A 12537-nucleotide genomic window follows, 5' to 3' on the forward strand; every position below is an offset into this window, starting at 1 on the left:
ACTATTTTCGTTTCTCATGCATATACTTCATCCACTTTTTCTGTTTTAGGCTGCAAACATAGTATCCCACTAAAGCAATCGCAGTACCTCCAACAGATAAGTTCAAAATCAGTGAGTGAGAGGTATAAATACCCGCCAGGATTCCTATGATTCCAAGTACGGTTAACTGGAATAAATGCTTTTTATTATTTTCATAAATCATAAATTGGAATTGTCTTCGCTGCTCTAGTTCCTTTATATCTTCGAACTTTTGTGGCGCTTGTAAAAATTCAGTAACAGAGTGAATCAGTTTAAACGCTGGCTGTGATTGAATCCATTTCCATAATAATGACCATTTATTGTTTCCTTGTTTGTTCAGCCACTCGAGAAAAATCGGTTTTCCTAAATCGAGGAGCTCCGCCTCAGGGGCCAGATTGCGGATGATCCCTTCAATCGTAACAAATGAGCGGCCTAAAAAGACAAATCTAGTCGGAACCTGAATGGGCAAAGCCTGAATGGTATCGTTCATTTCCTTCTTAAATGCCAATATATCCATTTGCTTTAACTGTTCTGGTTCGAATGAAACCAATTCTGCCAACAGTTTTTCAATCGTTCTTGAGTCCGCCTCTGGAAGTAAAAATCCTAGTTGGGCTAAGCAATCCACCGCCTTCGAATAATTTTTTGAAAGAAAGCTTTCGATTAAGCCTTGAAAGTGGGCTGCGTCCTTTTTGCTGATTTCACCAATCATTCCAAAATCGAGCAAGATGATTTTCCCGTCCTTTGAGACGAGAACATTGCCTGGATGGGGATCGGCATGGAACTTCCCAGGCTCTAGCCATTGAGGAAGGAACACTTTCATCAGCCTTTGAGCAAGCTCTTCACGTGTTACCGATAAGTGTTCCAACATCTCGTTATCCGTGAGCCGCATCCCCTCTACCCACTCCATTACCAGTACATTTGATGTGCTAAGTTCCGGATAAACCGATGGGATTTTTACCTCATCCATCTCCTTAAACCTTTCTTTAAAAAACAAGATTGTCTCAAGTTCCTTTGTATAATCTAACTCTCGTTCGATCACTTGCTTTAGTTCCTGAAATAAGACTTTAAAGTTTATAAATCCTTTTGGAATCGGAACAAAGTGATCGGCAAACCAAATCACAACCGCTAAAACCTTAAAATCCGTTTGAATAATGCTATCGATATACGGCCGCTTCACTTTGATTGCCACTTCTCTGCCATCCTTAAGCACACCTTTATAGACTTCTCCAATCGAAGCGGAGGCAATCGCTGTTTTTTCAATAGAAAGGAAATTTTCATGGTTAAGAATTTTCTCTATCTCACTCCAGTCAGAAGGAGGAACTTTGTCGGTGAGGTCTTCAATTTGACTGATAAAAGCCTTCGGCAGCAAATCGCCACGTGTGCTCAAAATCTGCCCGACTTTAATCAATAAGCCTTCTAATTCAAAAAGAGTATTGCGATACCGTGCCCCTATTTGCCCCCACAGTTTTTCCCACTCCTCCTTCGGTTTTCTGCGAATCTTGTACCAATAAATTTGAATGAAAATGCCGAAAGCGAGCGAAAGCACTTTGGACATGCGCACCAGCTTATTTCTCTGTTTCAACCAGATTCCCCCCTTAAAACGCATCTGCGACTAAATTACTAAACTCCCTTAAATAATGAAGATAATTACTGCCTCCATAGTTATAGTGCTTGTTGTACATTTTTGCAACAACGACATTGTATTCTGGAATCACTAATAGGGTTGGCCCGGTAACGCCTAGTATTTGATAGGACCCTTTAGGGACTCTTTCCCCCAGTTCGCTTTGTTTGGCCGGAGTACCTTGTACAAACCAGAACAGGCCGTTTTGCGGCAAATCTTTATTTTTATAAGAAGGATTTTGAACTTGAGTTGCTAGTTCAATTACTTGTTTTGGGACGATCTGCATTCCATTGTTCAAATGAAGATTTCCCCATTGGGCAAACTCCCGGGCCGAAGAATGTAGATTGGATTCCATCCCGTTCTTTGTTAGTCCTATTTTATAGGAAGCCGTCTCTCCAGGGTCATCGACAACCTGAACCAATTTTTCATTTTGTTCCGTTTGCCACGCCGTTTCATTGAATCCCATTGACTTGAACACTCGGTCTTCGAGGAATTTGGGAAAACTTTTACCGTAAAGCCTGTTTACTAATTGTGTCATCATGATGATGTTAATCCCTCTGTACGCCCAATTCGTTCCAGGCTCAAACTCTCGAAAAATCGTTCCGTCCTCCTGTTGATGCAAGCCGTGAGAATGGGTAACCAAATGCCTGATCGTGGTTTTCCCTAGCAGTTCCTGATCTATGTCTCGAAAATACTGAACAGCAAGGTCATCTAAACTATTGATTTTACCTTCATACAAAGCATATGCGACCACTAAACCTAGATAACTTTTTCTTGCAGAAGCGACATTAAATTGCGAAGTTTCATCAATACGGCGGGAGTTTTTTGTGTTAGAATGATAGCCGCTGTAGTGCTCTAATATGACTTTGTTGTTTTTCATGATGACCAATGCCGCACCGCTGCTGTGATTTCGTTCTTTTATCTCTTCTATGTATGAAATTAATTTTTGAAAAATAACGGCCACATACCTTTCTAGTGTTTTTTATTTGTGTGTAACACTTTTCTACCTACTTGAATATAATATATTAGACGCGAGGAAGCACCTGGCGTTACATGGACTGACTTTTTATAGTCAGCCTTTTTTTTCTGGTATTTCATTATGTGTTCCAAATTCATAGTTTATATGCAGATTTTTTGTTTTACGTGGACATTAATGCTAAGACCTCCAGGCGAACGACCGGATAAGGTCATTGAGATTGTTCTATTTCTGAGTGCAGAACGCTAATTTCCGAACTCTATTAGATGACCTTTTTAAGAAAAACCAACTTATGTGCCAAAATAAAAACTTATGTGCCGAATCATAGTTTTATGTGCCGATTTGATAATTTACGTGCCCAAATTGATATTTCCACAAAGGAAAAGCCAAAAAATCCAGCGAACGCCTGGATTAGATTTAGAAAGCGGACATTTTGAGTGCGGAAAGCTAATCTAGTATTCTATTAAATGCCCTTTTTAAGCAAAGCCACTTTTATGTGCCAAAATAATAACTTACGTGCCGAATCATAGATTTACGTGCCGATTTTCAATTTTACGTGCCAAACCCAGCCAGTGTCTAAGCCAAGCCCTCACAAGGTTATAGCAGGATTTTCCTTTTTAGTATCGAATTAAATGCTAGTGAATAAAAGGAGGTATACATATGAAACGTCGTCATGAGGTATTGTTCACCCAATTAGAAACCTATCGAAGCTATATTTTAAGCGTACTAGAAAATGTAACGGAAGACGAGGCGGAATTCATTCCTAACGGATTCAACAATAATATCCGCTGGAACCTTGGACATATTTATCTTGATCAATACTTATGGATTCAGGCTGTGACGAAGGAAAAAGCGGAAGTTCCTGAATCCTTTCAGACTTGGTTCGGATACGGGACATCACCCGCTGACTTCACTTCGGATACTCCTGAGTTGGACGAATTAAAGAAACTGCTCAAAGAACAACCTGCTCAAATCAAAGCACAGTACGGAGAACGACTTGAAGAGGAATTTCCACCAACCGAAATGGGCATGCACACCATTGAGCAAGTACTGATTCGAACCATTTTTCATGAAGGCATGCATTTACAAACGATTCTTGATTTGAAGAAATGTATGAAGTAAGCAGGAAAGAGGGACAGGTTCCGTGTCCTATCGCAAAAAACCCAAAATGCAATCGAAATTGTAGCCGAATTTGTACTGCCTTTTGTATCTTTTTTTTTGCAATTAAATATATAATGGCTCAGTACCATACTGAGCCATTTTAAATATCCATTTTTTGTAACTTGTTAACTTTAAGTACATTACTTCACATTTTCTTTTTTGTGTTTTTTCGGTATTCTCTCGGTTTTCTCATTAGTGCCAATAATGCTATAACAAAACAAATCATTAGAATTATATTTAAGCTCCAACCGAAACTATCAATATACTGCATTACCCTTCCTCCTCAGATATGTTTTGTTCACTTTAGCATGATTAATGTGCTTGTTGGTTGTTTTCTACAAAAGAAGATAAAACGTTACAATTTTTTCTATCAAAATCCGTTTGCTGTAATTCCCATAATAAAACACCACCCTTCCACTATTACAAAATGTAGAGAAAGGATGGTGCATGGCTTTCATTATCTATTTTCAACCAATGTAAGTTAATGCAGCAACACCAATGTTTTAGCTGCAGTTAGCATCCCATATTGAAGGAATGCTACCCTATAGTTTAAGTGAAAAATTTTACAATCTTGCTTTAAATAAAGTTGTCTCTTTACTAACTCTTTAAATTTTCAACCTTTAGACCTACCTTTTTTCGTAAATAAACTCAACACATATATCACTACAAAATAACTCATCCAAGAATATTGTCACTATGAATATCGTTGACACGGAGGCAGGATAAATTACAACTGAAAGGACAACAGAAATTAGTGAGGAAATTAATATATTTTTAGAAGGAATGGGAAGGCAAAGTATATGCTTTTGCTGAAATACGCGTGAATGTGATAGAAAGGAGAATGGATTCTCATATTTTTGATCGACCTCCACAAAATCACGGTTAGTAATTTGCTTGATTAATTGAACCGCCAGTTATCGATTTTTCTTGTAAAAGTAATCATAGTCTGCATTTAACTTGTCCACCACGCTATCATTTCTATCCCCACAGTAATGTTTAATAATCGTTTCATCTGTAATTTTGGAACAACAACTATTCCACTTCCTATCAAGAGGTCCAATATATTTGCAATATTTTGTTGGATTGCACTCAACATCATGTGGTTGTGGATTATCATCTTTAAAAGTATATCCCATCAGATCCATTAACGCGGATTGTTCCCACCATACGTGATTAAGAAACTTGGTATTTTCCCAAATCTTATTTAGTATTTTCTTTGTTTTTCGTTTTCTTTTCAGAACCCATACACCCGTGTTTGGGATATTTCCCCATTCTTGATAAACCAGGTACATTGGATATTCACCAATTAAGGAATCCCGAATATCAGGTTCTGGATTACAAATAATGGCATCACAATCTACCCATATTACTGTGTCATAGAATTGAAGCATATGGTTTAAAAATATTATTTTATCCCAGGCTGGGGAACGTGAATCATCTAATCTTTGATCAACTAATTCTAATAAAAAATAATCCATCTGATGCAAGTGTGCATAATGAGACAATGTTTGGCCCATTATTTTTAGCATGTTTACATGTTTTGCGCCAATTGCCATACTACAGATCACTGTTTCACTTTTCGGAGAAGATATATTTAATTTAATCTCAGGAATCATATTATCACCTCGAACCTTTAAGATATTATATTACTATGTATATTCGATAAATAAGTATAGGCAATTAAAAGAGGATAATGGTAATAATATACCTATAATTAAACCCAAATACATGTACCGGAGGAGGAAAGAGGGACAGGTTCCATGTCCTATCGCAAAAACCCCAAAATGCAATCGAAATTGTAGCCGAATTTGTACTGCCTTTCGTATTTTTTTCAATTAAATATAAGATGGCTCAGTACCATACTGAGCCATTTTAAATATCCATTTTTATAACTTGTTAACTTTAAGTACATTACTTCACATTTTCCTTTTTGTGTTTTTTCGGTATTCTCTCGGTTTTCTCATTAGTGTCAATAATGCTATAACAAAACAAATCATTAGAATTATATTTAAGCTCCAACCGAAACTATCAATATACTGCATTACCCTTCCTCCTCAGATATGTTTTGTTCACTTTAGCATGATTAATGTGCTTGTTGGTTGTTTTCTACAAAAGAAGATAAAACGTTACAATTTTTTCTATCTAGATCCGTTTGTTGTAATTCCCATAATAAAACACCATCCTTCCACTATTACAAAATGTAGAGAAAGGACGGTACTTGGCTTTCATTATTTATTTTCAATCAATGTAAGTTAATGTAGCAACACCAATGTTTTAGCTGCAATTACATCCCGTATTGAAGGAATGCATCCGATAGTTCAAGTATCCTTATCGAACTTCAATTACAAAAGCTTAACTCGAACTTCCCTTTTCCCAACGTGCATTGACATCGGAAATATAAACACCTTTTCCTTTTGGTGCTATCAAAACATTATTCTTTAACGAAACGTCTTCCACTTTGTTATCATTAAGCCATCTATTTACTCCCAATGTATTTGCATTAGGTTCTTTTTCAAATTCTATTTTTAATTCGGATTCAGGTGATACAACAACAGGTTTAAGTTCTTGATGTTCAATAATACCTGGTGGAGAAATCATATCAACACACCTAGAGTTAATAAGTCCGTTCCAACAATATGAACCTTGTGCCACTTCTACTTTTTTACCTTCAACAGTTATGGTTGGTTTTGGTGGATTAGTATTAATTAATCCGATAATAAAGTAAATCCCCACTCCTAATAAAACTAACACTATTAAAGTAATCAAAGACTTTTTCATAAATTTCTCCTATATTTTTTTACACCCTTCTTCAACTCTACTCCCGTGTTAGTAAATGGATAAAATCATTTTATATTTGCCTTTTCATGCTGCTATCATAAATTTTCCACTTCAATAAAGGTCAACAAAAAGAGGTGTTAATCCTTCTTGGATCAACGCCCACCGTTACACCAATTCGCATATTGTGATCAATCGTCCCACAAGAAAAAAATTCTTTCGTTCATTTATTTTGCTTCAAATAGCAAGCGGCTTATTCCCCTACCAGACCGTCCTTATCAGCATCGTGCATATAGGGGTATAACCAATGATCACTCGTAATTGGCAGACTGAAACCTGCTGCCTTTGCTTCTTTAATCGTCACCTGTCCATTACCGTTTGTATCAACGTTAGAAATATCTCCGTTTGTGTTTGAACTAGTTGAAGCGGAAGGATTACTTCCTGTTAAACCGAGTGAGGCGTTTACTTCATCAGGGTTCACATTGTCAAATGTATCAACGATCTTGTTACCCATTAACGTATAGGTATACTGATAACTTGAAGGAATCTGCGTTTCCGTATTCGGATAGGTGATAATGGCTTCAAAATGAGTGGCTCCACCTGCTTTACGGATTGCGTCTTCCATGTAAGCTTGATCACCATGTCGGTTGAGCGTACTATCTTGTGGGGTAATATTATAAGCATTCGATACCGCTCCGAGAGAATCAGCAATGATATGTCCTTCATCTAAAAGTTCACTTTCGACACCAGGAACCTTTGCCTCATCAGCGTAGTATCTGCCAGACGATAATACCGGTTCGTTGGTGTCATCTTGCAGAATGATTTCGTCCGCAATGACACGTACAAGTTGCCCGTATTCATTCGTAAATGCCCAATATTCACGGTCCCCATAACCAATGTCAACGACAACATTAGGTTCACGTAATCCAGACAAATCACCACCATCCACTTCAATCCGTTTGTATCCTGAGAACATTTCATTATTTGGTTGTGGTAGTGGTTGTGTTTCCTCTAATGCGGGTTCATCAACAACCGGAGTATTCGTTTCTTTTTCTGTAATGGACACATCTTCTGCGTTGGTACAACCAACAATAAAGAGTGCCGTTAAAAGTAAGATGAAATAGTTCACTTTCATTTCCATTCTACGACTCTCCTATAATAGTTTCATATTATTTGCTCTAAAAATCTCGGAATGTCAACATAGATTAATGATTCATCTACGAATGCAAGAACTCATTTGTATATTTTAGTACAGTCGTACGAAGAATTCAAAACTAATAATTCCCACTACCATTTTAAGAAAGGGTCGGCAAAAAATCCGCCGTCCCCTTCTGTAACTCTTTTTACATTGCTTTATCTTCTAAACTATATCCCTCTTGCTAGGTAATCAGCTAGAATGGAAATATAACCTAATCTATTAAATGAATGGAGTTTTTACCATGTATAAACTATTAATTGTAGAGGATGATATGGTGATTGCCAGAACGGTCAGTCATCACCTTCAGTCGTGGGGATTTGAAGTCGAATACGTTTCGGATTTCCAAAATGTCATGACTCAATTCGTTTCTTTTGACCCGCAATTAGTTTTATTGGATATCTCCCTCCCCTTTGTGAATGGCTTTACGTTATGTAATGAGATTCGCAGAGTATCCAAGGTACCGATTATTTTTGTCTCTTCGGCTTCCGATAATATGAATATTGTCATGGCGATTAATATGGGCGGGGATGACTTTATTGCTAAACCATTCGACTTAACTATCCTGACTAGTAAAATACAAGCTTTACTTCGGCGAACCTATGATTTTACCGGTCAAACAAATTTGATCGAACATCGTGGAGCGATTCTGAACACCAGCGATGCCACACTGATCTTTAATGGTCAAAAAATAGACTTAACCAAAAATGAAATGAAAGTCTTGCATGTTTTACTAGAAAATAAGGGCAAAGCGGTTTCAAGAGACACCTTGATGACACGGTTGTGGGAAACAGACAGTTTTATTGATGACAATACCCTGACGGTGAATATCAATCGCCTCCGCAAAAAATTAGAAGCGATCGAGCTCAATGATTTTATTAAAACAAAGAAAGGACTCGGCTATTTGGTGGTTTAGGATGAAAAAGCAGACAGATAACGTCGTACTCCTCTATTTACATAAAAACTGGAAACCGTTCGCTCTGTTCAGCTTGTTTGTGGGATGCTTTACGGTTGTTTTTTCGCTTAGTCATCTCCCCCTTGACCCAATCCTCTATAGCATTCTTTTATGTTTATATAGCGGCCTCATCTTTTTTGTGATTGATTTTTTACGATTTAGGAAGAACTATGAAATTCTAAAGCAAGCACAAAAAACGATTATGGTGCATATGGACCAATTGCCTTCCCCAAAAAATGCAATTGAACGCCAATATCAAGAACTACTTAAAATTCTTACGGAAAATAAGAACGAATTGACCGTACAAGCTGATAATAAACAAAAGGAGACCGTTGATTATTTCACGCAATGGACCCATCAAATTAAAACACCGATTGCGGCCATTCGCCTGTTGCTTCAATCAGAACAAAGTGAACAAACTGCCGAGCTGGAGATGGAATTGGCTAAAATTGAACAATATGTAGAATTCGTCCTGCAATATCATCGCTTAGAAAATATGTCGAATGATTTAGTTTTAAAAAAGTATGAACTAGATGAAATTATCAAACAAGCAATCCGGAAAAATGCCAAAATGTTTATCCGAAAAAAAATCAGTCTAAACTTCTCGGAAGTAAATTATACCGTGCTAACTGATGAGAAATGGCTGCTTTTTGTGATGGAGCAAATTCTATCAAATGCATTGAAGTATACAAAAGAAGGTTCTATTTCTATCTATATGCAGGAAAAAGTATTGATTATTGAAGATACTGGTATTGGGATTCGGGCCGAGGATCTGCCACGGGTATTTGAAAAAGGATTTACCGGTTACAACGGCCGCGCCATGAAACAATCTACGGGGATTGGTTTGTACCTATGTAAACAAATAGTAAGCAAATTATCTCACAACATCACTATTGAATCAGAAATTGGAAAAGGAACAAAGGTCAGCATTGATCTGGAAACGAAGGAAATGGTGGTGGAATGATTCAATCTTACATTATTGTAAGTTTGCGGGCTGTTTTGTAAGGGAAAGCGATGTCTGCACGGCTTCTGCACTTGCTATACTGAACATGAAAATAAACAAAGGAACGGAGGAATTTTTCATGACATTACTAGATGTGAAAAATCTAAAAAAAATATATACAACCCGTTTTGGCGGTAATCATGTTCAGGCACTTACAGATGTCAGCTTTTCAGTGGAAGAGGGAGAATATGTTGCCATTATGGGCGAATCTGGTTCCGGTAAGACAACACTGCTAAATATCTTAGCCGCTCTTGACAAACCGACGAGCGGTGAGGTCCTGTTGAATAACCAAAATATCGTATCCATCCGCGAAAAGGAAATTTCTGCCTTTCGCAGGCAAAATCTCGGCTTTGTGTTTCAAGACTTTAACTTACTTGATACCTTTTCCTTACAGGACAACATCTTTTTACCGCTTGTACTATCCGGTACATCCTATCATGAAATGAATAACCGCTTAACACCGCTTGCCGAAAACTTAAGAATTAAGGATATTTTATCTAAATACCCGTATGAAGTTTCCGGCGGCCAAAAACAGCGGGCAGCAGTAGCTAGAGCGCTAATTACGAATCCAAAGCTTGTACTTGCAGATGAGCCTACCGGTGCACTTGATTCCCGTTCAGCGGATGATTTATTGAAAATTTTTTCGCAAATTAACCAATCAGGACAAACGATTTTAATGGTTACACATAGTACAAAGGCTGCCAGCCATGCCAGCCGAGTGCTATTCATCAAAGATGGTGCTGTGTTCCATCAAATATATAAAGGATCACTTTCCAATGAAGCTATGTATCAAAAAATTTCAGACACCTTGAATGTGATCGCAACCGGCGGTGGCAGAAAATGAGGAAGTTTTTCTACAGCAAGCTTGCGTTAACCAATATCACTAAGCACCGGAAAACATATATTCCTTATATTTTGACATGTATTTGTACGATCGCGATGTTTTACATGATGCATTTTATTTCTGGAAACCCGGGCCTGAAAAAAATGTCAGGTGGCGATTCACTAATCACCATCTTAAATTTAGGAAACAACGTCATTGGGATTTTTTCATTGATTTTCTTGTTTTATACGAACAGTTTTTTAATGAAACGGCGAAAAAAGGAATTTGGGCTATTTAACATTCTGGGAATGGAAAAAAAGCATATTGCCAAAGTCATTGTTTGGGAGACTTTTTTCGTCACCGTCAGTAGTATTGTGATTGGGTTAGTGAGCGGAATCGTGACCGGCAAGTTAATGTTCTTGCTGTTAAATAATATTCTTCAGTTTGATGTACCACTTACGTATTTTGTTTCAGTGAAATCCATCATTGTGACATTGGCACTTTTTCTTGGTATTTTTGGCCTCACAATGCTTAACAATTTAAGACAAATCCACCTGGCAAAACCGATTGAATTGCTGCGTGGCGGTCAGGTCGGAGAAAAAGAACCAAAAACAAAATGGCTTCTCGTTGTGATTGGTGTGGCAGCACTCGCATACGGATACTACATTGCACTTGTAACAGAATCGCCTCTTGCTGTACTGAATAAATTTTTCTTAGCTGTACTGCTCGTCATTATCGGGACATATGCTTTGTTTACAGCCGGCACCATCGCTGTGTTAAAACTATCGCGAAAAAACAAACGATTCTATTATCAAACCAAACATTTCATCAGTATTTCTGGCATGATTTATCGGATGAAACAAAATGCAGTCGGACTCGCCAATATTTGTATTCTTTCCACCATGGTATTGGTGATGTTGTCCACAACTGTATCACTTTATATTGGAATGGAAGATTTATTAAAAAATCGCTATCCAAAAGAAATAGATCTTTCAGCAACTAATATTTCTCCAGAGCAGGCACAAGTGCTAGAAAAAATGATTCAGGAAGAAGCAGTAAACTACCAAGTGGAACTAAAAGAACCCATATTTTATCGTTCTGCAGCATTTCCTTCAAAAAGACAAGGAAATCAATTCAAAACAGACAGCAACTCCATAGACTCAGTGGCGAGAATATCCATAGTTGAACTAATCCCACTCGATGTGTTCAATCAGTTAAAAAATCAATCGGCTACTCTTGAAGACAATGAAGTCCTAGTCTTTACTTATCGGGGTGAACCTGTTGAAGATACTCTTTCTATCTCAGGAAAGGAATTTCGAATTAAAGCACAGGTAAAAGATTTACCAATCAATGGCGATGCTGCTGCCATGTTGGCAGACAGTTATTTTGTGGTCGTAAAAGATGAGGAAACGATAAAATCTCTTTACCCTGCTAATGTAAACAGAACGATAGAATGGAAAGATTTATCCTTCTATTATGGCTTTGACACAGAAGGAAAACCTGAAAATAAAATCGCTCTAACGAATGCACTATCTCAAAAAATACAGGAAGCTAACATCCAAGGCTTTGCGGAAGGACGAGAGGCATCGAGAGAATCCTTCTTTTCTCTATACGGCGGTCTATTTTTCCTTGGACTGTTCCTAGGAGCATTATTCATTATGGCAACTGTCTTAATCATGTACTATAAGCAGATATCTGAAGGATATGACGACAAAGACCGATTTGCCATCATGCAAAAAGTAGGCTTAAGTAAAGATGAAATTAAGAAATCGATCAAGAGTCAAGTTCTGCTGGTTTTCTTTTTGCCACTGATCGCAGCCGTCGTACACATCGCCTTTGCCTTTAAAGTCATCACAAAACTTATGGCATTGCTAAATTTAACGAATGTGGGTCTCTTTGCCATCTGCACAGCCGCAACCATCCTTATATTTGCTCTATTCTATGCTTTGGTATATACGTTAACAGCAAGGGAATATTATAAGATTGTCAGTTAAAGGCATGCCCTAGATT

At 37.6% G+C, this 12537-nt stretch carries 10 protein-coding genes; 5 read left to right on the forward strand and 5 right to left on the reverse strand.

The features are described 5' to 3' along the window. Window position 1: 1 nt before the first annotated feature. Both QNH29_RS28710 and QNH29_RS28715 read right to left on the reverse strand, forming a co-directional pair. Entirely contained in the window at window positions 2–1600 is a 1599-nt protein-coding gene (locus QNH29_RS28710; protein ID WP_283862638.1) for an ABC1 kinase family protein, read from the reverse strand. 13 nt (window positions 1601–1613) lie between these two features. Continuing rightward, window positions 1614–2594: a serine hydrolase domain-containing protein gene (locus QNH29_RS28715; protein WP_283865775.1), complete on the reverse strand. Its 981-nt coding sequence runs from the start codon at window positions 2592–2594 to the stop codon at window positions 1614–1616. A gap of 681 nt (window positions 2595–3275) precedes the next feature. Between QNH29_RS28715 and QNH29_RS28720 the strand changes: the two genes are divergently transcribed. Continuing rightward, window positions 3276–3737: a DinB family protein gene (locus QNH29_RS28720; protein WP_283862639.1), complete on the forward strand. Its 462-nt coding sequence runs from the start codon at window positions 3276–3278 to the stop codon at window positions 3735–3737. Between the two features lie 953 nt (window positions 3738–4690). Here QNH29_RS28720 and QNH29_RS28725 read toward each other — a convergent pair. The 3 genes from QNH29_RS28725 to QNH29_RS28735 all read right to left on the reverse strand — a co-directional run bounded on the left by QNH29_RS28725 (window position 4691) and on the right by QNH29_RS28735 (window position 7692). Next, entirely contained in the window at window positions 4691–5392 is a 702-nt protein-coding gene (locus QNH29_RS28725; RefSeq protein WP_283862640.1) for a hypothetical protein, read from the reverse strand. 736 nt (window positions 5393–6128) lie between these two features. After that, window positions 6129–6554 (reverse strand): hypothetical protein, encoded by a 426-nt coding sequence (locus QNH29_RS28730; RefSeq protein WP_283862641.1) that lies wholly within the window; start codon window positions 6552–6554, stop codon window positions 6129–6131. Between the two features lie 250 nt (window positions 6555–6804). Then, window positions 6805–7692: a DNA/RNA non-specific endonuclease gene (locus QNH29_RS28735; RefSeq protein WP_283862642.1), complete on the reverse strand. Its 888-nt coding sequence runs from the start codon at window positions 7690–7692 to the stop codon at window positions 6805–6807. A gap of 298 nt (window positions 7693–7990) precedes the next feature. Between QNH29_RS28735 and QNH29_RS28740 the strand changes: the two genes are divergently transcribed. The 4 genes from QNH29_RS28740 to QNH29_RS28755 all read left to right on the forward strand — a co-directional run bounded on the left by QNH29_RS28740 (window position 7991) and on the right by QNH29_RS28755 (window position 12521). Beyond that, complete coding sequence (locus QNH29_RS28740) at window positions 7991–8662, forward strand: response regulator transcription factor (RefSeq protein WP_283862643.1); 672 nt, start codon at window positions 7991–7993, stop codon at window positions 8660–8662. Window position 8663: 1 nt separating this feature from the next. After that, window positions 8664–9665 (forward strand): ATP-binding protein, encoded by a 1002-nt coding sequence (locus tag QNH29_RS28745; protein WP_283862644.1) that lies wholly within the window; start codon window positions 8664–8666, stop codon window positions 9663–9665. Between the two features lie 118 nt (window positions 9666–9783). Continuing rightward, window positions 9784–10548 carry an ABC transporter ATP-binding protein gene (locus tag QNH29_RS28750; RefSeq protein WP_283865776.1) on the forward strand — a complete coding sequence of 255 codons (765 nt, stop codon included), beginning with the start codon at window positions 9784–9786 and terminating at the stop codon, window positions 10546–10548. Beyond that, on the forward strand, window positions 10545–12521 hold the full coding sequence (locus tag QNH29_RS28755) for an ABC transporter permease (protein WP_283862645.1): 1977 nt from the start codon (window positions 10545–10547) through the stop codon (window positions 12519–12521). The genes QNH29_RS28750 and QNH29_RS28755 overlap by 4 nt, the downstream gene beginning before the upstream one ends. Window positions 12522–12537 lie beyond the last annotated feature (16 nt).

The sequence above is a fragment of the Neobacillus sp. DY30 genome (assembly GCF_030123065.1).
GTDB lineage: Bacteria > Bacillota > Bacilli > Bacillales > Cytobacillaceae > Neobacillus.

Bases quoted from the DNA above. Each gene is read 5' to 3' on its own strand.
- QNH29_RS28720 (WP_283862639.1), top strand. From the start codon at position 3,276: ATGAAACGTCGTCATGAGGTATTGTTCACCCAATTAGAAACCTATCGA.
- QNH29_RS28745 (WP_283862644.1), top strand. From the start codon at position 8,664: ATGAAAAAGCAGACAGATAACGTCGTACTCCTCTATTTACATAAAAAC.
- QNH29_RS28755 (WP_283862645.1), top strand. From the start codon at position 10,545: ATGAGGAAGTTTTTCTACAGCAAGCTTGCGTTAACCAATATCACTAAG.
- QNH29_RS28750 (WP_283865776.1), top strand. From the start codon at position 9,784: ATGACATTACTAGATGTGAAAAATCTAAAAAAAATATATACAACCCGT.
- QNH29_RS28735 (WP_283862642.1), bottom strand. From the start codon at position 7,692: ATGGAAATGAAAGTGAACTATTTCATCTTACTTTTAACGGCACTCTTT.
- QNH29_RS28730 (WP_283862641.1), bottom strand. From the start codon at position 6,554: ATGAAAAAGTCTTTGATTACTTTAATAGTGTTAGTTTTATTAGGAGTG.
- QNH29_RS28740 (WP_283862643.1), top strand. From the start codon at position 7,991: ATGTATAAACTATTAATTGTAGAGGATGATATGGTGATTGCCAGAACG.
- QNH29_RS28725 (WP_283862640.1), bottom strand. From the start codon at position 5,392: ATGATTCCTGAGATTAAATTAAATATATCTTCTCCGAAAAGTGAAACA.